This window comes from Pseudomonas sp. TE6288, assembly GCF_054062095.1.
Window position 1 is genome coordinate 63,773 of the sequence record NZ_JBSSEW010000020.1, and the last position, 20,422, is coordinate 84,194.

Annotated in this window: 20 protein-coding genes; 11 read left to right on the forward strand and 9 right to left on the reverse strand. The window is 64.8% G+C overall.

Features of this window, described 5'->3' with window-relative positions:
- The first annotated feature begins 8 nt into the window (after positions 1 to 8).
- Entirely contained in the window at positions 9 to 1,211 is a 1,203-nt protein-coding gene (locus tag ACVWY1_RS20765; RefSeq protein ID WP_457378696.1) for an MFS transporter, read from the forward strand.
- A gap of 19 nt (positions 1,212 to 1,230) precedes the next feature.
- Here the strand turns inward: ACVWY1_RS20765 and ACVWY1_RS20770 are convergent, their stop codons facing one another.
- Together ACVWY1_RS20770 and ACVWY1_RS20775 are read right to left on the reverse strand one after the other, a co-directional pair.
- Positions 1,231 to 3,738, reverse strand: coding sequence for an ABC transporter permease (locus ACVWY1_RS20770; protein WP_102683253.1), 2,508 nt, complete (start codon positions 3,736 to 3,738; stop codon positions 1,231 to 1,233).
- A complete protein-coding gene (locus ACVWY1_RS20775; RefSeq protein WP_457378697.1) occupies positions 3,738 to 4,421 on the reverse strand; it encodes an ABC transporter ATP-binding protein in 684 nt (227 codons plus the stop codon). The genes ACVWY1_RS20770 and ACVWY1_RS20775 overlap by 1 nt, the downstream gene beginning before the upstream one ends.
- Positions 4,422 to 4,431: 10 nt before the next feature.
- On the opposite strand from ACVWY1_RS20775, the gene ACVWY1_RS20780 reads away from it, so the two are divergent.
- The 3 genes from ACVWY1_RS20780 to ACVWY1_RS20790 all read left to right on the forward strand — a co-directional run bounded on the left by ACVWY1_RS20780 (position 4,432) and on the right by ACVWY1_RS20790 (position 6,447).
- Positions 4,432 to 5,037: an arylesterase gene (locus tag ACVWY1_RS20780; protein WP_277504973.1), complete on the forward strand. Its 606-nt coding sequence runs from the start codon at positions 4,432 to 4,434 to the stop codon at positions 5,035 to 5,037.
- Between the two features lie 58 nt (positions 5,038 to 5,095).
- Complete coding sequence (locus ACVWY1_RS20785) at positions 5,096 to 5,377, forward strand: hypothetical protein (RefSeq protein ID WP_102683256.1); 282 nt, start codon at positions 5,096 to 5,098, stop codon at positions 5,375 to 5,377.
- Positions 5,378 to 5,472: 95 nt separating this feature from the next.
- On the forward strand, positions 5,473 to 6,447 hold the full coding sequence (locus ACVWY1_RS20790; RefSeq protein WP_102683257.1) for a L,D-transpeptidase family protein: 975 nt from the start codon (positions 5,473 to 5,475) through the stop codon (positions 6,445 to 6,447).
- 229 nt (positions 6,448 to 6,676) lie between these two features.
- Here the strand turns inward: ACVWY1_RS20790 and oprI are convergent, their stop codons facing one another.
- Positions 6,677 to 6,928, reverse strand: a complete 252-nt coding sequence (gene oprI, locus ACVWY1_RS20795; protein ID WP_003259780.1) for an outer membrane lipoprotei OprI — start codon at positions 6,926 to 6,928, stop codon at positions 6,677 to 6,679.
- A 490-nt stretch (positions 6,929 to 7,418) separates the two neighbouring features.
- Between oprI and ACVWY1_RS20800 the strand changes: the two genes are divergently transcribed.
- Positions 7,419 to 7,700 (forward strand): GNAT family N-acetyltransferase, encoded by a 282-nt coding sequence (locus ACVWY1_RS20800; RefSeq protein ID WP_031315036.1) that lies wholly within the window; start codon positions 7,419 to 7,421, stop codon positions 7,698 to 7,700.
- Between the two features lie 62 nt (positions 7,701 to 7,762).
- On the opposite strand, the gene ACVWY1_RS20805 is transcribed toward ACVWY1_RS20800, so the two are convergent.
- Positions 7,763 to 8,839, reverse strand: coding sequence for a 3-deoxy-7-phosphoheptulonate synthase (locus tag ACVWY1_RS20805; RefSeq protein WP_011533136.1), 1,077 nt, complete (start codon positions 8,837 to 8,839; stop codon positions 7,763 to 7,765).
- A gap of 259 nt (positions 8,840 to 9,098) precedes the next feature.
- On the opposite strand from ACVWY1_RS20805, the gene ACVWY1_RS20810 reads away from it, so the two are divergent.
- The 3 genes from ACVWY1_RS20810 (at position 9,099) to cysB (ending at position 11,755) form a co-directional block, all read left to right on the forward strand.
- The gene (locus tag ACVWY1_RS20810) at positions 9,099 to 10,061 is read left to right on the forward strand and encodes a putative 2-dehydropantoate 2-reductase (RefSeq protein WP_198753924.1); all 963 of its coding nucleotides are present in this window, start codon (positions 9,099 to 9,101) and stop codon (positions 10,059 to 10,061) included.
- 95 nt (positions 10,062 to 10,156) lie between these two features.
- Entirely contained in the window at positions 10,157 to 10,654 is a 498-nt protein-coding gene (locus ACVWY1_RS20815; protein WP_046854907.1) for a universal stress protein, read from the forward strand.
- 126 nt (positions 10,655 to 10,780) lie between these two features.
- Complete coding sequence (gene cysB, locus ACVWY1_RS20820; protein ID WP_011533140.1) at positions 10,781 to 11,755, forward strand: HTH-type transcriptional regulator CysB; 975 nt, start codon at positions 10,781 to 10,783, stop codon at positions 11,753 to 11,755.
- A gap of 37 nt (positions 11,756 to 11,792) precedes the next feature.
- Here the strand turns inward: cysB and ACVWY1_RS20825 are convergent, their stop codons facing one another.
- The 5 genes from ACVWY1_RS20825 to rloA all read right to left on the reverse strand — a co-directional run bounded on the left by ACVWY1_RS20825 (position 11,793) and on the right by rloA (position 17,222).
- A complete protein-coding gene (locus ACVWY1_RS20825) occupies positions 11,793 to 12,527 on the reverse strand; it encodes a phosphoadenylyl-sulfate reductase (RefSeq protein WP_102683259.1) in 735 nt (244 codons plus the stop codon).
- Positions 12,528 to 12,640: 113 nt separating this feature from the next.
- The gene (gene pabB / locus ACVWY1_RS20830; protein ID WP_457378698.1) at positions 12,641 to 13,984 is read right to left on the reverse strand and encodes an aminodeoxychorismate synthase component I; all 1,344 of its coding nucleotides are present in this window, start codon (positions 13,982 to 13,984) and stop codon (positions 12,641 to 12,643) included.
- Positions 13,985 to 14,164: 180 nt separating this feature from the next.
- Entirely contained in the window at positions 14,165 to 15,145 is a 981-nt protein-coding gene (locus ACVWY1_RS20835) for an alpha-L-glutamate ligase-like protein (RefSeq protein WP_102683261.1), read from the reverse strand.
- Entirely contained in the window at positions 15,145 to 16,680 is a 1,536-nt protein-coding gene (rloB, locus tag ACVWY1_RS20840) for an osmotic stress tolerance membrane protein RloB (RefSeq protein WP_198753926.1), read from the reverse strand. Before rloB ends, ACVWY1_RS20835 begins: the two co-directional genes overlap by 1 nt.
- A gap of 5 nt (positions 16,681 to 16,685) precedes the next feature.
- Complete coding sequence (gene rloA / locus ACVWY1_RS20845; protein ID WP_102683263.1) at positions 16,686 to 17,222, reverse strand: retropepsin-like aspartic peptidase RloA; 537 nt, start codon at positions 17,220 to 17,222, stop codon at positions 16,686 to 16,688.
- A 285-nt stretch (positions 17,223 to 17,507) separates the two neighbouring features.
- On the opposite strand from rloA, the gene ACVWY1_RS20850 reads away from it, so the two are divergent.
- The 3 genes from ACVWY1_RS20850 (at position 17,508) to prpC (ending at position 20,390) form a co-directional block, all read left to right on the forward strand.
- Entirely contained in the window at positions 17,508 to 18,224 is a 717-nt protein-coding gene (locus ACVWY1_RS20850) for a GntR family transcriptional regulator (RefSeq protein WP_102683264.1), read from the forward strand.
- A complete protein-coding gene (prpB, locus tag ACVWY1_RS20855; RefSeq protein WP_038706441.1) occupies positions 18,221 to 19,111 on the forward strand; it encodes a methylisocitrate lyase in 891 nt (296 codons plus the stop codon). Before ACVWY1_RS20850 ends, prpB begins: the two co-directional genes overlap by 4 nt.
- Positions 19,112 to 19,262: 151 nt before the next feature.
- Positions 19,263 to 20,390 carry a bifunctional 2-methylcitrate synthase/citrate synthase gene (gene prpC, locus ACVWY1_RS20860; protein ID WP_102683265.1) on the forward strand — a complete coding sequence of 376 codons (1,128 nt, stop codon included), beginning with the start codon at positions 19,263 to 19,265 and terminating at the stop codon, positions 20,388 to 20,390.
- Positions 20,391 to 20,422: the final 32 nt, after the last annotated feature.

The window sequence follows — 20,422 nt, forward strand, 5'->3', positions numbered from 1 at the left end:
ATGCGGGCATGAGTGCGCCGAGCGCGAGTCCCTGGTTGACCCTGGCGCTGTTGAGCGCCGTGGTGGTGCCGCAGGTGGGGCTGGGCGTGATGGTGCCGGCATCGGCGCGGTTGGCTCAGGACCTTCATGTGGGGATGGCGAGCGTGCAGAACACGCTTGTGGTGTATATGGTCGGCTACGCCGTATCGGTGATCATGGCCGGGCTGCTTTCCGATCGGTTCGGCCCCAGGGCCGTGCAGTTGGGCGGTCTGGCGCTGTCGGTGGTCGGCGCCTTGCTGGCGGCCAGCGCCGAGGGCTTCACTCTGTTCATCCTCGGCCGTTTGCTGCAATCGCTGGGCGGCTGCGTCAGTACCGTGACCACACGCCTGGTCGTCAGGGAGGTGTACCCCGAAGCGCAACGTCTGCCGGTTCTGAGCACCCTGGCCTCGGCCACTGCCGTCACGCCTTGCGTGGTGCCATTGCTGGCCGGTGCTGTGCTGCCTGAGCTGGGGTGGCGCGGGGTGCTGGTGTGTGCCGGCGCATTCAACCTGCTGGTGTTGCTGGTGTTCGTCGGACTTACCCGGCCCACGGCAGGCGGCGGGCAGCCGATCGGCTCGGTTGGCGCCATCTGGCGCGTGTACCGGCGCAATATGGGCAACCCTGGCTATCGGCGCAATGCGGCCTGCATCAGCCTGGTGTGGATGAGCTACTTCGCCCTGCTGTCGTCGTCGTCCCATGCCTTCCAGCAGGTGCTGGGTTTCAGTGAGCTGGAGTATGGCGCGCTGATCGGCGCCTGTGCCTGTGGCTATGTGGCGGGCAGCACCATCGCGCGGCGCCTGAGCCAGACCCACGACCTGGACGCGCTGCTGGCGCTCGCCGCGATGATCGGCTTGGGAGGTTGCATAAGCCTGTCCCTGGGGCTGCTGTTGGTGGGCCCGGGTACACTGTTGTTCCTGCTGCCGATGATCGCGCTGCTGGTCTGTACCGGTATGGTCATTCCGATCACGCAGGCAGGGTTGTTGCGTTGCGTCAGCCAGGACGTCGGCATGTCGTCGGGGCAGTTCTTCTTTCTGCAGATGATGGCCGGCGCCCTGTACTCACTGTTCCTCAGTTGCATCCCGCCGCTGGACCTGAACCATCTGGCGATCGCCGTCGCTGCCCCGATAGTACTCATGGCGGGGGTGGTGGGCCGGCTGCGCCTGCGCGGCCGCCTACAGGCCAGCCAGCCCTGAACCCTGGCCTGCGCAGGGCTCAACCCTCGCGCAGCACGGTCAGCGGGCTGCTGTTCAGTGCCCGCCGGGTGCCATAGCCACCGGCGGCGCCGATCAGCAGCGCGCCCAGCAGCGGCAGCAGGAGCAGCGCTGGGTGCGGCGCCCAGGCCAGGTCGAAGGCATGGCGGTACAGGCCGAAGGTGATCAGCTCGCAGCCGAGTGCCGCGAGCAGGCCGCTGGCGGCGCCGAGCAGGCCGAACTCGATGCGTCGTGCCTTTACCAGCAGCGGGCGTGCTGCTCCCAGGGCCCGCAGCAGGGCACCTTGGCGGATGCGTTCGTCGAGGGTCGCCTGCAGGCCGGCAAACAGTACCGCCAGCCCCGCAGCCAGCACGAACAACAGCACGTACTCCACCGCCAGGGTGACTTGGGCGAGGATGCTGCGCAGCTGGGCGAGCAGCGCATCGACCTGCAGCACGGTCACCGCCGGGAACGCCCGGGACAGCGCGACGATTTCCTGGTCGTGGCCCGGCGCCAGGTAGAAGCTGGTGAGGTAGGTGGTGGGCAGGCCTTGCAAGGTGCCCGGCTGGAAGATCATGTAGAAGTTTGGCTGGAAGCTGTCCCAATGCACGCTGCGCAGGCTGCTGACCCGGGCCTGGCGTTGCTGGCCGCCGATGTCGAAGGTCAGCAGGTCGCCCAGTTGCAGGTGCAGGCTCTGCGCCAGCTCCGCCTCCACGGAAACCCCGGGGGCTTCATCGTTGGCGGGTGTCTGCTGCCACCATTGGCCGGCGCTCAGGGCATTGCCCTGGGGCAGCTCGGCGGCCCAGGTCAGGCTGAGGTCACGCTGGATGGCGCGCTCGCCAGTGGATTCCTTGCTGACCAGCTGGCGCACCGGCTGCTCGTTGATATGGGTCAGGCGGCCGGGAATCACCGGGTACAGCGGCGCGGCGGTGGCGTTGATCTGGGCCAGGCGCTCGGCGAACGGCTGGCGCTCATCGGGCAGGATGTTCAGGGCGAAATGATTCGGCGCGTCCTTGGGCAACTGCGCCTGCCAGGTGTCGAGCAGTTCCGCCCGCAGCAGGGCGACCAGGCCCATTGCCAGGAGGATCAGGCCGAAGGCCAGGGCCTGGCCGGCGGCGGCCAGCGGGTGACGCAGCAACTGCCCGAGCCCCAACCGCCAGGCCAGCGGCGCGCCGGCCAGCAGCCGGCGCAGGCTGCGCAGGCCGAGCAACAGTAACCCCCCCAGCAGCAAGGCGGCGATCAGCCCGCCGCCGAGCAGGGCGAAGGTCAGCAGCAAGTCCAGGCTCAGGCGCCACATGATCAGGCCCAGGGCGAGCAGTGCGGCGCCGTACACCAACCAGCTGCTCGGTGGCAGTGGCAATAGGTCGCGGCGCAGGACCCGTAGCGGCGGCACGCGACCCAGGGCTGCCAGGGGCGGCAAGGCGAAGCCGGCCAGGGCTACCAATCCGGTGCCGATGCCGGCCAGCGCCGGGGTGAGGCCGCCGGGCGGCACCTGGCTGGGTAGCAGCCCTTCGAGCAGGCGGAACAACCCCAGCTGGGCGATCCAGCCGAGCAGTGCGCCGATGACTGCAGCGGCGACACCGAGCATTGCCAGTTGCAGGCTGTAAAGGCCAAGGGCCTGGTGCCGGGACAGGCCCAGGCAGCGCAGCAGGGCACTGGCATCCAGGCGCCGCGCGGCGTAGCGGCTGGCCGACAAGGCCACGGCGACGCCGGCCAGCAGCACCGCCACCAGGCTCGCCATGTTCAGGTAACGCTCGGCCTTGCCCAGTGCGCCGCCGATCTGCCGGTTACCGTCGCGAGTGTCGAGCAGGCGCTGGTTGGCGGCCAAGCTTTTTTCCGCCGCCTGCCGGTACGTTTGCAAGGCGTCGATATCACCGCGCCACAGGTCGCGGTAGCTGACCCGGCTGCCCGGCTGGATGACGCCGGTGGCGTCCAGGTCGGCGAGGTTCATCAGCACCCGAGGGGTCAGGCTGTAGAAGTTGCCGGCGCGGTCGGGCTCGTAGGTCAGCACGCGGCTCATGCGCAGGGTCTTCATGCCGACGTCGATGCTGTCGCCGATGGCCAGGCCGAGCGCCGCGAGCAGGCGCGGTTCGACCCAGGCCTCTCCCGGCGCCGGGCCGCCACCGGGCGTCTCTGCGGTATAGGGCGCCGGGGCGCTGCGCAATTGGCCGCGCAGCGGGTAGGCGGAGTCGGCCGCCTTGATGCTGGAAAGCTGGATGCCGCTGTCGCCGCCAACCACGCTGGTGAACTCCACCACCCGCGCATGACGCAGGCCCAGCGCGGTGCCGCTGGCGATCTGCTGCGCGGCGGGTGGGGCACTGCCCTGCAGGACCAGGTCGGCGCCGAGGAACTCGCTGGCGCGCAACTGCATGGCGCCGTTCAGGCGAGCGCCGAAGTAGCCGATGGCGGTGCTGGCCGCCACCGCAACCAGCAGGGCGAAGAACAGCACGCGGACTTCGCTGGCGCGCGCGTCACGCAGCAACTGGCGCAGCGCAAGGGTGCACAGGCGTGGGAACGATAGGCGGGTCATCAGGGCTCCAGGGGCGTCACCAGGCGTCCGGCACCCAGGCGGATCAGGCGGCGGCAGCGCTTGGCCAGGCGTTCGTCGTGGGTTACCAGCACCAGTGTCGTGCCGCGCTCCTGGTTCAGTTCGAACAAAAGGTCGCTGATGCGCTCGCCGGTGTGGCTGTCGAGGTTGCCGGTGGGCTCGTCGGCGAACAGCACGGCCGGTTGTGCGGCGAAGGCGCGGGCGATCGCCACCCGCTGCTGCTCGCCGCCGGAGAGCTGGCGCGGCGTGTGGCTCAGGCGTTTGCCCAGGCCGACCCGCTCGAGCAGATCGCGAGCGTGCTCGCGGGCATCGCGGCGACCGTCGAGCTCCAGCGGCAGCATGACGTTCTCCAGGGCGTTGAGGCTGTCGAGCAGTTGGAACGACTGGAACACGAAGCCGACGTGCTCGGCGCGCACCCGGGCGCGCTGGTCCTCGTCGAGGGGGCCGAGGTCGTGTCCGGCCAGTATCACCTTGCCGGCACTCGGCCGGTCGAGCCCGGCGAGCAGGCCCAACAGCGTGGACTTGCCGGAACCGGAGGCACCGACGATGGCCAGGCTGTCGCCTTGGGCGAGGTCGAGGGAGAGCGCGTGGAGGATGGTCAGGTCGCCTTCCGCGCTGGGGACCACTTTGCTAAGGTTCTGCGCAACGAGAATGCTGGGGCTCATGGAGAATCCGATGCGAGTGTGGTGGTTGAGTGCCGGTCTGGCCCTGTGTTGCCTGGCCCAGGGCGCGGCAGCGGGAACATTGCTGGTCGTGGGCGATAGTATCAGCGCCGGTTTTGGCCTGGATACCCGTCAGGGTTGGGTCAACCTGCTGCAACAACAACTGCGCAAGGAGGGTTTTGACGACCAGGTGGTCAATGCCTCCATCAGCGGCGACACCAGCGCGGGCGGCCAGGCGCGGCTGTCGGCGCTGCTTGCAGCGCACAAGCCGGACCTGGTGGTGCTGGAGTTAGGTGGCAACGATGGCCTGCGCGGGCAGCCACCGCAGCAATTGCAACAGAATCTTGCGGCAATGATCGACCAGTCCCGCGATGCGGGGGCCAAGGTCGTGCTGCTGGGCATGCGCCTGCCCCCCAACTACGGTGTGCGCTACACCACGGCGTTCGCCCAGGTCTACGAGCAACTGGCCACGGAGAAAAAGGTGCCGCTGGTGCCGTTTTTCCTGGAAGGCGTGGGCGGGGTGCCGGAGCTGATGCAGGCCGATGGCATCCACCCTGCAGCCGCCGCCCAGCAGCGCTTGCTGGAAAATGCCTGGCCGGCGATAAAACCCTTGCTGTGATGCTTTTATCGGGGGCCGCTTTCGGCTAATGTTGCGCCCCCCGTTTCGAGTGCCCCCGATGCCGCGCCCTGCCTGGTCCCTGTACGCCTACCAACTGATCGAGCCCGACGAGCAGCTCGACCTGTTTGCCTGCCAGGAAGTGCGCATCCACCTCGCCGCCCGCCAGCTCGAGCTCGGCGTGCCTGTCGACCGCACCTTGTGCGGTGGCCTGCTGCCCGCGCAGCCGCGCTGGTCGAGTGTCGAGCGGGCCATCTACCGTGACGAGCGCCTGTGTGAGTTGTGCAAGGCAATCCTCGATGCCCAGCGGCGTGGCATGCGCCCGGTGTGGCCGGAACTCTGAGTGCCTTTCATCATCTGAAATGCTTGCGCCTCCCGCTTGTTTCGGCGCGGGTGTACAATCGATTCCCTTGACTGACCTTTCGAAGGATTTCCCGGATGTTGCCGCGCTTTCCCGCCGTCACCCGTAGCCTGACCCTGGCCGCCTTGCTGGCGACAGGCCCCGCTGTTGCGCTGGAACTGCCGTTGCCACCCCCCGGTGAGGACGTCGTCGGTCAGGTCCACACCATCCAGGCCAAGTACGAAGACACTTTCGCCGATATCGGCACCGCCAACGACCTTGGCTACCTGGAGATGATCGCCGCCAACCCCGGCGTCGACCCATGGCTGCCGGGCGCCGGTACCGAGATCATCCTGCCGACCCGCTACATCCTGCCGCCAGGGCCGCGCGAGGGCATTGTCATCAACCTGGCCGAGTACCGCCTCTACTACTACCCGAAAGGGCAGAACGTGGTGCATACCTTCCCGCTGGGTATTGGTCGCGAGGGTTGGGGGTCGCCGATCGCGAACACCAAGATCACCGCCAAGACACCTAATCCGACCTGGACCCCGCCGGCCTCGATCCGTGCCGAGCACGCCGCCGATGGCGACATCCTGCCGACCGTGGTGCCGGCCGGGCCGGACAACCCGCTGGGGCCGTTCAAGTTCACCCTTGGGGTGCCGGGCTACCTGATCCATGGCTCGAACAAGAAGTTCGGTATCGGCATGCGCACCAGTCACGGTTGCTTCCGCATGCTCAACAACAATGTGCTGACGCTGTCGAAGATGGTCCCGGTGGGCACCCCGGTACGTATCATCAACGAGCCGTACAAGTTCGGTATCAGTGCTGGCAAAGTCTATCTGGAAGCCCACACGCCGCTGGACGATCAAGGCAATCCGTCGGTGGTCGACAAGCACACCGCCGTCATCAACGCGCTGCTCAAGCGTGAAGACCTGGCCAACAACTTGCGCATGAATTGGGACATGGTTCGCGATGTGGTCGCCGCCGAAGATGGCATGCCGGTCGAGATCGCCGTGCCTACCAATGGTGCAAGCGCGCCGATGGTGTCGAGCATTCCACCGGAATTGCAGTAAGCGATTACCCGCCGTTAACTAGCGGGGCACTTAGGGGTCGCCTTGCGGCCCATCGCGGGGCAAGCCCGCTCCTACAGGTAGGCGTGCGCTGCGCTGTAGGAGTGGGCCTGCCCCGCGATGGGACGCAAAGCGGCCCCTGTTGTTTGGCCTTGCAGCAACAGGCTTTCTTCGAGGCAATAAAAAAGCCGACCCACAAGTGGGTCGGCTCCATAACAATCCGTGAGGATTATTACTTGCGGCTGGCTTTGTCCAGCATACGCAGAGCGCGCTCGTTGGCTTCGTCAGCGGTCTGCTGAGCCTTCTGAGCAGCTGCCAGAGCGTCGTCAGCTTTGCGGTAGGCTTCGTCTGCACGAGCCTGGGCGCGAGCTGCTGCGTCTTCGGTAGCAGTCAGGCGAGCTTCGGTTTCTTTGGATACGCTGCTGCAACCGGTAGCCAGAACTGCGGCCAGAGCCAGAGCAGAGAATTTCAGAACGTTGTTCATCGTGTTCCCCTTCAAGGACTTTCTATTAAATAGCCATCTCTCGGAAAAGAGAAACTGGCCGGCGTACATAGTACCCATTACTTGTAGTAAGTAAACTGACTGAGCGCAAGAACTGCAAAAAAAATGCTGCCGAGGGCTCTGGCGACAGGGTTTGTAAACAAAGTGTGAAAACCATGGGCAGCGTTCGCAAGCGATTGTAGTACAGGAACTTTTTTGTTGAACTAAGGGTGACTTTAACTGTCTGTCAGCGTCTTAGCCCTACAACATCCGGATGCTGTTGCCAGGCGGTGCAGGCGTTGCTGTCAGCATTTTCATTCAGGGCAGCTTGAGCATTCTTGCTGGCGCCGCCTACTATTTGAGGGTGCCATCGACGCAGAACGATCCAAATCGTGCTGCTGTCCAAGGGGCACAGGTGGCGTGGAGGTTCCTCCGCCGGATAAACCACATCGGTAAGGTATGGGTCTGCCGACAAGACCTGCGAGGAGTAGTGATGAGCGAAACGCTGACCATCCACCATGACCAGGCCGGTCATCAGTTCGAGACCACCGTGGACGGTCACCGGGCGTACCTGACGTACATGGACCTGGGCAAGCAGACGCTGGACATCTATCGCACCTTCGTTCCCAACGCCCTGCGCGGGCGCGGGATTGCCGCCGCGCTGACCGAAAAGGCCCTGGAGTACGCCGAGCAGATGGGCTATACGGTCATCCCGTCGTGCTCTTATGTGGAGCGCTACATGGAGCGCCAGCAGCGTCATTCGAGCAAGGCCTGACCTGGCAGCACGCACACATGAAAACGCCGGGCATTGCCCGGCGTTTTCGTTTGCGCGATTTCTCAGCCGCGCTGACGCTTGGGCAGCACATCCTTGAGCTTGGCGTGCATGCTGCGCAGGGTCTTCTCGGTGGCGGCCCAGTCGATGCAGGCGTCGGTGACCGACACGCCATACTGCAGCTCGTCGAGGTTCTTCGGAATGGCCTGGCAGCCCCAGTTCAGGTGGCTCTCGACCATCAGGCCGATGATCGACTGGTTGCCTTCGAGGATCTGGTTGGCCACGTTCTCCATGACCAGTGGCTGCAGGGCCGGATCCTTGTTGGAGTTGGCGTGGCTGCAGTCGACCATGATGTTCGGCTTGATCTTCGCCTTGGCCAGGTCCTGTTCGCACAGGGCGACACTCACCGAGTCATAGTTGGGCTTGCCGTTGCCGCCGCGCAGCACCACGTGGCCGTAGGCGTTGCCCTTGGTGGTGACGATGGATACGCCACCTTCCTGGTTGATGCCCAGGAAGCGGTGCGGCTTGGACACCGACTGCAGGGCGTTGATCGCCACGGTCAGGCCGCCATCGGTACCGTTCTTGAAGCCGACCGCCGAGGACAGGCCGGAGGCCATCTCGCGGTGGGTCTGGGATTCGGTGGTGCGGGCGCCGATGGCCGACCAGCTGATCAGGTCCTGCAGGTACTGCGGGGAGATCGGGTCGAGCGCTTCGGTGGCGGTGGGCAGGCCCTTCTCGGCCAGGTCCAGCAGCAACTGGCGGCCGATGTGCAGGCCGTCCTGGATCTTGAACGAGTCATCCAGGTACGGGTCGTTGATCAGGCCTTTCCAGCCGACGGTGGTGCGTGGCTTCTCGAAGTACACGCGCATGACCAGGTACAGGGTGTCGGAAACTTCCTCGGCCAATACCTTCAGGCGCTCGGCGTACTCGTGGGCGGCCTTGATGTCGTGGATCGAGCACGGGCCGACCACCACGAACAGGCGATGGTCCTTGCCGTCGAGGATATTGCGCACCACTTCACGGCCGGCAGTCACGGTCTGCAGGGCCTTGGCGCTGAGGGGGATTTCCTTCTTGAGCTGATCAGGGGTGATCAAGGTCTCGTTGGAGGCAACGTTAAGGTCATCGATCGGTAAATCAGCCATCGTGTTACTCGTCAGGTCACGGGTGCCGGCCGCCAGCAATCCCCGTGCGGCCCAGCAGCAGATTGTTCGCAGCGGGGAGGCCGAACCTTAGCGCGTTAGCGGGGGCGCGACAATGGGCTGGGCCCCGTCGATACGGGGTTTTTGCCCGCCAAGCGGCATTTGGGCGCGAGCTTGCGGCCTGGCGGGACGATTTCACCGTGGCAGCAACACCTGCGTATAGTGCTGACCCATAACAATGACTCTTGACCAGGAGCACGGCATGGCGTCCCTCGACCCTCAGGTTGGCAATCCCCGTATCGGCATCATTGGCAGCGGCGCAATCGGTGGCTTCTATGGCCTGATGCTCGCCCGCGCCGGCTTCGACGTGCACTTTCTGTTGCGCAGTGAATACCAGGCCGTGCATGAGCAGGGGCTGCAGCTCGACAGCGCCGTGCATGGTCAGGTGCGCATGCCCGTGCAGGCCTACGCCTCTGCCGCCGACATGCCGCCTTGCGACTGGCTGCTGGTGGGGGCCAAGGCCACCAGCAATGCCGAGCTGGCGCCCTTGATCGTGCAAGCCGCAGCGCCGCAGGCCAGAGTGGTCTTGCTGCAGAATGGCCTTGGGGTCGAGGAGCAACTGCGCCCGGCCTTGCGTCCGGACATGCACCTGCTGGGTGGGCTGTGCTTCATCTGTGTCAACCGCGAGCGCCCCGGGGTGATTCGTCACCAGTCGTTGGGCGCGGTGAACCTGGGCTATCACAGTGGCCCTGCACAGGGTGACGCAGCGGTAGTGGTGGAGGAGGGCGCGGCCCTGTTCCGGGCCGCGGGCATCGACTCCCAGGCCATGGCCGACCTCGACCAGGCGCGTTGGCAGAAGCTGGTGTGGAATGTGCCCTACAACGGCCTTTCGGTGCTGCTGCAGGCCAGCACCACACCCCTGATGGGCGATGCCGACAGCCGTGCGCTGATCCAGGCTCTGATGGCGGAAGTGGTGGCCGGCGCCAGGGCCTGTGGCCTTGAGTTGCCGCAAGGCTATGCCGAGCACCTGTTCCGGGTTACCGAAAAGATGCCGGACTATTGGCCAAGCATGTATCACGACCATGCCTTGCAGCGGCCGCTGGAGCTGCAGGCGATCTACGCCGAGCCCTTGGCCCGCGCACGCGCGGCGGGGTGCGAGTTGCCGCGCATGGAGGCGTTGTACCAGGCACTGGCGTTTCTCGACCGGCGTAACCGGCAGGCCTGAAAGCCGCAGCGGCTGTGCGCCGGACGGCCAGGCGACGGCCCATGGCGCTGCTAAGCTCAAGCTTGCTCTGCCGAAGCGGCAGTCGAGGAGGTCGAATGATCCGTTCCATGCTGTTCGCTACAGACCTCGGTGTTTACGCGCCCTTCGTCATGCAGCACGCCTTGGCCCTGGCGCGGACCTTCAACGCGGAGCTGTATGTGATCCATGCCGTGGAGCCCATGGGCCAGTTCGCCGAATCCTTGCTGCAGAGCTACCTCGATGAGCAGACTCTCGATGCATTGCACAGTGAGGGCGTGACTACGGTCATGGCCAATATCGAGCAGCGGGTGCTGGAAAACTTTCGCGAGGAACTGGGCGAGGTCGCCGATCTGGCGCTGATCCGTGCGGTACGGGTGCGTCAAGGCGACCCGGCGCAGGTGATCCTTGAACAGGCCCAGCGCCTGGCGGTCGACTTGCTGATCTTTGGCAGCCACAGCGCAGGGGCCGGGGTGGACGTGCCGATCGGTCGCACGGCGGTGCGGTTGCTGCAGCTGTCGCCGGTGCCGGTGTACATGGTGCCGTTGGCCCAGCATCTTGGGCGTAGGAAAGTGTGAGTGTGGCGGTAGGTTTTTTCCTGCGAACGTAACAAAATAGTTCTAGATTTATTTCTCTAGCCACTAATATAGTTATAACTCGTTGCTGCCGGCGCGCCGGTGACCTACCGCCTTTGAGGGATATCTATGAAGCTTCAGCAACTGCGCTACATCTGGGAAGTGGCGCACCATGACCTCAACGTTTCCGCGACGGCGCAGAGCCTCTATACCTCCCAGCCCGGGATCAGCAAGCAGATCCGCCTGCTCGAGGATGAGCTGGGCGTCGAAGTCTTCGCCCGCAGCGGCAAGCACCTGACCCGTGTCACCCCCGCGGGCGAGCGCATCATCAATACTGCCGGCGAGATCCTGCGCAAGGTCGAGAGCATCAAGCAGATCGCCCAGGAATTCTCCAACGAGAAAAAGGGCACCCTGTCGATCGCCACCACCCACACCCAGGCGCGCTATGCGCTGCCGCCGGTGATCAGCAATTTCATCAAGCAATACCCGGAAGTCGCCCTGCACATGCACCAGGGCTCGCCCATGCAGATCGCCGAGATGGCGGCTGACGGCACCGTCGATTTTGCCATCGCCACCGAGGCGCTGGAGCTGTTCGGCGACCTGATCATGATGCCATGCTACAAGTGGAACCGTTGCGTGGTAGTGCCTCAGGGGCACCCGCTGACCAAGCTGCCTAAGCTGACCCTGGAGGCGGTGGCTGAGTACCCGATCGTTACCTATGTATTCGGCTTCACTGGTCGCTCCAAGCTCGACGAGGCGTTCAACCACCGTGGCCTGACACCGAAGGTGGTGTTCACCGCGGCCGACGCCGACGTGATCAAGACGTATGTGCGCCTGGGCCTGGGCGTGGGTATCGTGGCCAAGATGGCGGTGGACCCGAAGCTCGACAGCGACCTGGTGTGCCTGGATGCCAGCGAACTGTTCGAAGCCAGCATCACCAAGATCGGTTTCCGTCGCGGCACCTTCCTGCGTGGTTTCATGTGCGACTTCATCGAGAAGTTCGCCCCGCACCTGACCCGTGAGGTGATGGCCAAGGCGATCCAGTGCCATAACAAGCAGGAGCTCGAAGAGCTGTTCGAGGGTGTCGAGTTGCCGGTGCACTGACCTGAAATAACTGGGGCCGCTTTGCGGCCCCAGTCGTTCATGCCTTGCTGATCAGGTTGCCGGCGTGCAGCCCGCATTCCTTCTGGGTCGACTCCTCCCACCACCAACGTCCTTCGCGCTCATGCTGGTTCGGCAGCACCGGGCGGGTGCACGGCTCGCAACCAATGCTGATGAAGCCGCGCTCATGCAGGCTGTTGTAGGGCAGCTCGAGCATGCGGATGTAGCCCCAGACTTCCTCGCTGGTCATCTGCGCCAGGGGGTTGAACTTGTACAGGGGGTGTTCGGGGGTGGAGAAAGCGCTATCGATCTCCAGGGCAGCCACTTGGCTGCGGGTGCCCGGGCTCTGGTCGCGGCGCTGGCCGGTGGCCCAGGCGCTGACGGTGGCCAGCTTGCGGCGCAGCGGCTCGATCTTGCGGATGCCGCAGCACTCGCCGTGGCCGTCCTTGTAGAAGCTGAACAGGCCCTTTTCCTTGACGAACGGGTCGAGCTTGGCGCGGTCCGGGCTGAGGATTTCGATCGGCAGGTTGTACTGCTCGCGCACCTGGTCGATGAAGCGGTAGGTTTCCGGGTGCAGGCGACCGGTATCGAGGCTGAACACCTTGACCTGCTTGTTCAGCTTCCAGGCCATGTCCACCAGCACCACATCCTCGGCACCGCTGAAGGAGATCCACAGGTCGTCGCCGAAGTGTTCGAAGGCGAGCTTGAGGATCTCCTGCGGGGACTTGCTGGCGTAGGTCGCGGCCAGGGCGGCGACGTCGAAGGGTTGGCTCATCAGGCGGTTTCCATCGGGTGAGTGGCGCTGTGCGCTCGTAGTGGTCAGATGGTAACAAAAAATGGCGGGGCAGACGCCTGGCGATCGCGGGGCAAGCCCGCTCCAACGGAGTTCTACAAGTCTTGCAGCGTTTCCATCAGCACGCGCACCTTGGCGATCGACTCTTCGTATTCGGCCTGCCAATCCGAATCGGCCACCACCGCGCCACCGCCCCAGCAACTGACCTGGCCGTCCTTGACCAGCAGGCTGCGGATGGCGATCGAGCTGTCCATCTCGCCGCGCACGTCGAGGTACAGCAGCGAGCCGCAGTACAGCGCCCGGCGCGTCGGCTCCAGCTCGTCGATGATCTGCATGGCGCGGATCTTCGGCGCGCCGGTGATCGAGCCGCCGGGGAAGCTGCCGGCGATCAGGTCCAGGGCGTCCTTGCCGGCGGCCAGCTGGCCGACCACGCTGCTGACCAGGTGATGGACGTTGGGGTAGCTCTCCAGGCTGAACAGTTCCGGGACCTTCACCGAGCCGGTCTGGCAGGTGCGACCGATATCGTTGCGCAGCAGGTCGACGATCATCAGGTTTTCCGAGCGGTCCTTGGCGCTGGCCAGCAATTCGGCGGCGTTGCGGGCGTCCTCGCGCGGGTCGGCGGAGCGCGGCCGAGTGCCCTTGATCGGGCGGGTCTCGACCTCGCCCTGGCTGACACGGATGAAGCGCTCGGGTGAGAAGCTCAGCAGCGCCGTGCCTTCATCCAGCTGCTGGTAGCCGGAGAAAGGCGTTGGGCAGGCGGCGCGCAGGGCCTGGTAGGCGTGCCACGGGTCGCCCTGGCATGGGGCGCGGAAGCGTTGGGTAAGGTTGATCTGATAGCAGTCGCCGGCCTGGATGTAGCGCTGGACCTGGTCGAACGCTGCCCGGTACTGCGCGGCGTGAAGATCGCCGGTCATCGGCGCGAGCAACTGAAAGTCAGTCGATTCGGCCGAGGGGCTGGCTTCGAAGATCGCGATCAGGCGCTGCCGTTCGGCTTGGGGCAGGCTGGGGTGGAGCACCAGTTGGCTGCTGCCCAGTCGATGGTCGGTCACCAATGCCCACGCATACAGCCCGAGCTGCGCATCAGGCAGCTTGAGGTCGTCGGCCGCCAAGGCGGGCAGATGCTCCAGGCGCCGGCCGAAATCGTAGCTCAGGTAGCCGATCAAGCCGCCGGCGAAGGGCAGTTCGATGCCGTCGGGCAGTTGGGCTTCCCCCAGGTCCATCAATGCCTGGCGCAGGCGTTGCAGATAAGCCTGGCCGTTTTCATCGGTGCGTGCCTGCAGCTGTTGCAGGGGCCAGGCGCTGAGCAGGTCGTAGCGACCCCGTTCGGCGCTTGGGCGGGCGCTGTCGAGCAGGATCGCGCCGGGCGCGCGGCGCAGGCGTTCGAAGTAGAAGGCGGGGTCGGGCTGGTAGGGCAGGGGGTGCAGCGTACAGGTCGGCATCAGAGTGGACGGCGATGAAAAAGCGAGGAGGGCGATTGTAGACCTGTGGGGGGGATGCGCCTAGCGCTGGCAGCGACATTTAGATGTTGCGCAAAGACGGGGTCGTGGGAGCGGGCTTGCCCCGCGATAGCGCAGGCTGCCTTTATGCCAATCGCGGGGCAAGCCCGCTCCTACGAGGTTTCAGCCTGGATGAACGTGTCCGAACAGGCCTTGCGAGACCTTCACGCGCTGCTCGGCATCCTCGCTGCGACCTTCCTTGGCCAGCATCTCCAGGTGCGCCTCGATGGCGTGGGTGCGTTGCGTGAGCCCGCAGTCGTTGGCGATCTGGATGTTCAGGCCGGGGCGGGCGTTGAGTTCGAGGATCAGCGGGCCCTTGTCCTGGTCCAGCACCATGTCCACGCCGATATAGCCCAGGCCGCACAGCTCGTAGCAGCTGGCCGCAAGCTTCATGAAACCGTCCCAGTTCGGCAGTTGCACGCCGTCCACTGCGTTGGTGGTGTCGGGGTGCTTGCTGATGATCTTGTTCAGCCAGGTGCCGCGCAGTGTCAGGCCGGTGGCCAGGTCCACACCAACGCCGATGGCGCCCTGGTGCAGGTTGGCCTTGCCGCCGGACTGGCGGGTCGGCAGACGCAGCATGGCCATCACCGGATAGCCCATCAGCACGATGATGCGGATGTCGGGCACCCCCTCGTAGCTGATGCTCTTGAAGATCTGGTCCGGGGTGACCCGGTACTCGATCAGCGCACGGTCGCGGTGCCCGCCCAGCGAATACAGGCCGGTAAGGATGCTGGAGATCTGGTGCTCGATCTCCTCGTGGCTGATGATCTTGCCCGAGACCGTGCGGTAGCGGTCCTCGAAGCGGTCGGCGATCACCAGGATGCCGTCACCGCCGGCGCCCTGGGCCGGCTTGATGACGAAGTCGCTGCGCCCGCCGATGATCTCGTCGAGCTTCTCGATCTGCTTCTCGGTCTCGATGATGCCGTACATCTCCGGCACATGGATGCCGGCCGCCAAGGCGCGCTCCTTGGTGATGATCTTGTCGTCGACGATCGGGTACAGGTGGCGCTTGTTGTACTTCAACACGTAGTCCGCGTTGCGCCGGTTGATACCCATGATGCCCCGGGCCTCCAGGGCTTTCCAGGTCTTGATCAGGCCGAACATCAGGCGTCAGCCTTCTTCAGGAATGCCTTGAAGCGCACGAGCTCGGTCAGGCGGTAGCCGCGGTAGCGACCCATCGCCAGCATGAAGCCCACCAGGATCAGCAGCACCGCCGGGAAGGTGAAGACGAAGTACACGGCTTCCGGCACGGTCATCAGCAGGTGCGCGATGGAGGCGGCGAACAGGGTGCCGACGGCCACTTTCATGGCATGGCCGCCGCCACGTTCTTCCCAGGTGATCGACAGGCGTTCGATGGTCATGGTCAGGATCACCATAGGGAACAGCGCTACCGACAGCCCGCGCTCCAGGCCCAGCTTGTGGCTGAACAGGCTGATGGCGGCGATCAGCACCACGACGAAGGTCAGCACCACCGACAGGCGCGGCAGCATCTGCAGCTTGAGGTGTTCCAGGTACGAGCGCAGCGACAGGCCCAGGGCGGTGATTACCGTGAACAGGATGATGCCGAAGCCCAGTTGCGTCTCGCGGAAGGCCAGGGCGATCAGTACCGGGGTGAAGGTGCCCAGGGTCTGGATGCCGATCAGGTTGCGCAGCACCAGGATCACCAGCACGCCGATCGGGATCATCACCATGATCATGAAGGTCTGCTGGGTCTGTAGCGGCAGGCCGTACAGCGAGTACTCGAGGAAGTCGGCGTCGGTGTTCTCGTCGGTCAGCTTGGCCAGGCGGATGGCGTTCATCTCGCTGTTGTTCATGCTGAAGGTAACGGTGGCCTTCTTGCCGCCATCGACGGTGATCAGGTTGTCGTCGCCGGTCCACCACAGCAGGCGGTCGCTGGGCAGGCCCTGTTCGCCGGTCTCCGGGTTGAAGTACAGCCAGTCGTTGCCGTTGAAGCTGCGCAGCCACAGCTCAGGGCTCTGCGGGGTGTCGGCCACCAGGCGGATGGTGTGGACCTTCTCCAGCGGAACGTGGGCGATGGACAGCAGCAGGTCGATGACCTGGGCTTTCTTCAGCGGCGAGTTGTCGCCGGCCAGCAGCAGCTTGGCGTTGTCGTCGTTGGCGTTGTTGACCCGCTTGATGGTCTCGCTGACGAAGGTCTCGACGTCAGCCGAATGCTGGCGAATCGGTGCCATCAGTGCCTCGGCGGCAATCTTCTCCGGGCCTTCGACGGCCAGGCTGTCGCGGAAGGTCGGGCCTTTGATCTTGGCCTTCTCGTTGCTGTAGCGCTTGGTCAGCACCAGGCGGTAGTAGAGGGTCTGGTTGCCGCTGGCGCGACGGGCCGACCAGGTCACCTTGCGGTTGCCGTCGGCGCGGTTGACGCTGACCCCGTAGTTGTTGGAGATGAAGCTCTCGTTGAGGCTCACGTAGTCACGGTTCAGCGGGGGCACGAACATCTGCACCTTGACCGGGTCCTTGGCGCTGGCAACGAACTCGACCTTGGCGTCGATGTTCCACAGGTCATCGGTCTCGTCCTCGGTCACCGGGATGCCGAGGGCGAAGATCTGGTAGGCCGTGATCGCGATGCCCAGCACCACCAGGATGGTGATCAGGACTTTCAGGTGGAGGGTAAGAGAGCGCATCGGAATTACTCTGCTTTGGTAGCTTCGGTGGCACAGGCAGGTTTGCCGGCCGCGTATTTAAGGCTTGGGTCGACCAGCGCACCGAAGTGCTTGAGGGCCTCGGAGCCGATCAGCAGCGGGAACTGGAAGGCGCTGCGGTCGGTGAGGTTGACCTCGATGGTGCGTCGCGTCTGGCCCATGCAGATGTCGAGTTCGATGACCGGGCGGGCAGTGTAGGCCTTGCCCGAATCGGCGTCATAGTCCCCGGCGCGGCGCTTGATCTTGCTGACGCGGGCCAGAGGGCGTTCGATGGGGTGCTTGTGCGCGGCGTCGATGGCCAGGTAGAAGCGCACCCAGCTCTCGCCGTTGCGCTTGAAGCGCTTGATGTCGCGGGCGCTGAGCGAGGCGGTCTTGGCGCCAGTGTCGAGCTTGGCTGCCACTTCCAGGTCAAGGTCGCCCAGGCGGGCGTATTCATTGAGACCGTACACGGTCTTTTCGGCCGCGGGCGCGAGTGCCGGCAGCAGGGTCAGGCAGAGCAGCAATGAAGCGGGTTTGAGTCTCATAATCCTGGCGCGGTGCTGTGCAAAGTTCAGGGCAAGGCGACTGGCCAAGCGTCCTCATTGATCTGTCATGGGCATGAAATGATGACAGACACACTATCCATGCTCCCGAAGGAGCGCGGCATTCTATCACGCCGGTGCCTTGACGCCAGCGCGCCCGCGATCTGACCGCGGGTGGGCTTGGTTAGTTCGTTATTAGACGATTGTCGACAATGTTCTTTTTGTCTTTGACTGTGGCTCTCTGTTTAGCTAGTTTTGCCGTCATTGATTTTAAAGGTGTCGACAATCATGCTGGATGCATCCCAGGCCGTGGCACTGCCGCAGGACGAGACCGAGACCCTCTCGGAGCATGTCTTCCGGCGTATCCAGGCCGCCATCGTCAAGGGCGAGATCGCCCCCGGCAGCAAGATTTCCGAGCCTGAGCTTGCGCGTACCTACGGCATCAGCCGTGGCCCGCTGCGCGAAGCCATCCACCGCCTCGAAGGCCAGCGCCTGCTGGTGCGCGTGCCCCATGTCGGCGCACGGGTGGTGTCGCTGAGCCACGCCGAGCTGATCGAGCTGTACGAAATCCGCGAATCGCTCGAAGGCATGGCCTGCCGCCTGGCCGCCGAGCGCATGAGCCAGGCCGCCATCGACGAGCTGCGCCATGTGCTCGATACCCATGAGCGCGATGCCGCGTTCCAGGCCGGGCAGGGCTATTACCAGCAGGAAGGCGACTACGACTTCCACTACCGGATCATCCAGGGCAGCGGCAACCAGACCTTGTACAAGATGCTCTGCGGCGAGCTGTACCAGCTGGTGCGCATGTACCGCATCCAGTTCTCCTCCACGCCCAACCGCCCGCGCCAGGCCTTCGCCGAGCACCACCGTATCCTCGATGCCATCGAAGCCCGCGACGGTGAGCTTGCAGAACTCCTGATGCGCCGCCACATCGGCGCGTCCAAACGCAATATCGAGCGCCACTACCAGGGTGCCGACAACAATAGCCCACGAGGTGAGTCATGACAGTGAAGAGCACGCCCGGCCAGCGTTTCCGTGACGCGGTCGCCGCCGAACATCCGCTGCAGGTGGTCGGGACCATCAACGCCAACCACGCCCTGCTGGCCAAGCGCGCCGGCTTCAAGGCCATCTACCTCTCCGGTGGTGGTGTCGCCGCCGGCTCCCTGGGGCTGCCGGACCTGGGCATCAGTGGCCTGGACGACGTGCTTACCGACGTGCGGCGCATCACCGATGTGTGCGACCTGCCGTTGCTGGTGGATGTCGACACCGGCTTTGGCGCTTCGGCCTTCAACGTCGCCCGCACTGTCAAGTCGATGAGCAAGTTCGGCGCCGCCGCCATCCATATCGAGGACCAGGTCGGCGCCAAGCGCTGCGGTCACCGCCCGAACAAGGAGATCGTCTCGCAGCAGGAGATGGTCGACCGCATCAAGGCGGCCGTGGATGCACGCAGCGACGATAGCTTCGTGATCATGGCCCGTACCGACGCCCTGGCGGTGGAAGGCCTGAACGCCGCGCTGGATCGCGCCGCCGCCTGCATCGAGGCCGGCGCCGACATGATCTTCCCCGAGGCGATCACCGAGTTGCACATGTACAAGACCTTCGCCGACCGGGTGAAGGCGCCGATCCTGGCAAATATCACCGAGTTCGGCGCCACGCCGCTGTACACCACCGAGGAATTGGCGTCGGTCGACGTGTCGTTGGTGCTCTACCCGCTGTCGGCCTTCCGCGCCATGAACAAGGCGGCAGAGAACGTCTACACCGCGCTGCGCCGCGACGGCACGCAGAAGAACGTGATCGACACCATGCAGACCCGCATGGAGCTCTACGATGCCATCGGCTATCACGCCTTCGAGCAGAGCCTCGATGCGTTGTTCGCCCAGAAAAAAGGTTGAGGCCGTGAGGGCCTCATCGCTGGCAAGCCAGCTCCCACAGGATTGCGCAAGCCTGCTTTTTGTGGGAGCCGGCTTGCCGGCGATAGGCCGGTACAGCCACCCGGATTAGCCAGAAAGACTTCGATAACAAATTCAAGAAAGGAGAAACACCATGGCCGAAGCAAAAGTACTCAGTGGCGCGGGCCTGCGTGGCCAGGTGGCCGGCCAGACCGCGCTGTCGACCGTCGGCCAGGCCGGTGCCGGCCTGACCTACCGCGGCTATGACGTGCGCGACCTGGCCGCAGGCGCCGAGTTCGAGGAAGTGGCCTACCTGCTGCTCTACGGCGAGCTGCCGAGCAAGGCCGAGCTGGCCGATTACAAGCACAAGCTCAAGGGCCTGCGCGACCTGCCACAAGCCTTGAAGGAAGTGCTCGAGCGCATTCCGCGCGATGCCCACCCGATGGACGTGATGCGCACCGGCTGCTCGGTGCTCGGCACTCTGGAGCCGGAGCTGACCTTCGACGCCCAGCGCGACAAGACCGACCGCCTGCTGGCGTTGTTCCCGGCGGTGATGTGCTACTGGTACCGCTACACCCACCACGGCGTGCGTATCGACTGCAGCAGCGACGAAGACACCCTCGGCGGCCACTTCCTGCACCTGCTGCACGGCAAGAAGCCGAGCGAGCTGCACGTCAAGGTGATGAACGTCTCGCTGATCCTCTACGCCGAGCACGAATTCAACGCCTCGACCTTCACCGCCCGGGTCTGTGCCTCGACCCTGTCCGACCTGTACTCCTGCGTCACCGCCGCCATCGGCTCGCTGCGCGGCCCGCTGCACGGTGGCGCCAACGAAGCCGCCATGGAGCTGATCGAGCGCTTCCAGAGCCCGCAGGAAGCCACTGCCGAGCTGCTGCGCATGCTCGAACGCAAGGACAAGATCATGGGCTTCGGTCATGCCATCTACAAAGAGTCCGACCCGCGCAACGAAGTGATCAAGGGCTGGGCGAAGCAGTTGGCCGACGAGGTGGGCGACAAGGTCCTGTACCCGGTCTCCGAAGCCATCGACAAGACCATGTGGGAGCAGAAGCGCCTGTTCCCCAATGCCGACTTCTACCATGCTTCGGCGTACCACTTCATGGGCATCCCGACCAAGCTGTTCACCCCGATCTTCGTCTGCTCGCGCCTGACCGGCTGGGCCGCGCACGTGTTCGAGCAGCGCGCCAACAACCGCATCATCCGCCCGAGTGCCGAGTACACCGGCGTCGAGCAGCGCGAGTTCGTGCCGATCGAGCAGCGCTGAGGCAACGACCGCTGGGGCTGCCATGCAGCCCT

Bases quoted from the DNA above. Each gene is read 5' to 3' on its own strand.
- ACVWY1_RS20765 (WP_457378696.1), top strand. From the start codon at position 9: ATGAGTGCGCCGAGCGCGAGTCCCTGGTTGACCCTGGCGCTGTTGAGC.
- ACVWY1_RS20770 (WP_102683253.1), bottom strand. From the start codon at position 3,738: ATGACCCGCCTATCGTTCCCACGCCTGTGCACCCTTGCGCTGCGCCAG.
- ACVWY1_RS20775 (WP_457378697.1), bottom strand. From the start codon at position 4,421: ATGAGCCCCAGCATTCTCGTTGCGCAGAACCTTAGCAAAGTGGTCCCC.
- ACVWY1_RS20780 (WP_277504973.1), top strand. From the start codon at position 4,432: ATGCGAGTGTGGTGGTTGAGTGCCGGTCTGGCCCTGTGTTGCCTGGCC.
- ACVWY1_RS20785 (WP_102683256.1), top strand. From the start codon at position 5,096: ATGCCGCGCCCTGCCTGGTCCCTGTACGCCTACCAACTGATCGAGCCC.
- ACVWY1_RS20790 (WP_102683257.1), top strand. From the start codon at position 5,473: ATGTTGCCGCGCTTTCCCGCCGTCACCCGTAGCCTGACCCTGGCCGCC.
- oprI (WP_003259780.1), bottom strand. From the start codon at position 6,928: ATGAACAACGTTCTGAAATTCTCTGCTCTGGCTCTGGCCGCAGTTCTG.
- ACVWY1_RS20800 (WP_031315036.1), top strand. From the start codon at position 7,419: ATGAGCGAAACGCTGACCATCCACCATGACCAGGCCGGTCATCAGTTC.
- ACVWY1_RS20805 (WP_011533136.1), bottom strand. From the start codon at position 8,839: ATGGCTGATTTACCGATCGATGACCTTAACGTTGCCTCCAACGAGACC.
- ACVWY1_RS20810 (WP_198753924.1), top strand. From the start codon at position 9,099: ATGGCGTCCCTCGACCCTCAGGTTGGCAATCCCCGTATCGGCATCATT.
- ACVWY1_RS20815 (WP_046854907.1), top strand. From the start codon at position 10,157: ATGATCCGTTCCATGCTGTTCGCTACAGACCTCGGTGTTTACGCGCCC.
- cysB (WP_011533140.1), top strand. From the start codon at position 10,781: ATGAAGCTTCAGCAACTGCGCTACATCTGGGAAGTGGCGCACCATGAC.
- ACVWY1_RS20825 (WP_102683259.1), bottom strand. From the start codon at position 12,527: ATGAGCCAACCCTTCGACGTCGCCGCCCTGGCCGCGACCTACGCCAGC.
- pabB (WP_457378698.1), bottom strand. From the start codon at position 13,984: ATGCCGACCTGTACGCTGCACCCCCTGCCCTACCAGCCCGACCCCGCC.
- ACVWY1_RS20835 (WP_102683261.1), bottom strand. From the start codon at position 15,145: ATGTTCGGCCTGATCAAGACCTGGAAAGCCCTGGAGGCCCGGGGCATC.
- rloB (WP_198753926.1), bottom strand. From the start codon at position 16,680: ATGCGCTCTCTTACCCTCCACCTGAAAGTCCTGATCACCATCCTGGTG.
- rloA (WP_102683263.1), bottom strand. From the start codon at position 17,222: ATGAGACTCAAACCCGCTTCATTGCTGCTCTGCCTGACCCTGCTGCCG.
- ACVWY1_RS20850 (WP_102683264.1), top strand. From the start codon at position 17,508: ATGCTGGATGCATCCCAGGCCGTGGCACTGCCGCAGGACGAGACCGAG.
- prpB (WP_038706441.1), top strand. From the start codon at position 18,221: ATGACAGTGAAGAGCACGCCCGGCCAGCGTTTCCGTGACGCGGTCGCC.
- prpC (WP_102683265.1), top strand. From the start codon at position 19,263: ATGGCCGAAGCAAAAGTACTCAGTGGCGCGGGCCTGCGTGGCCAGGTG.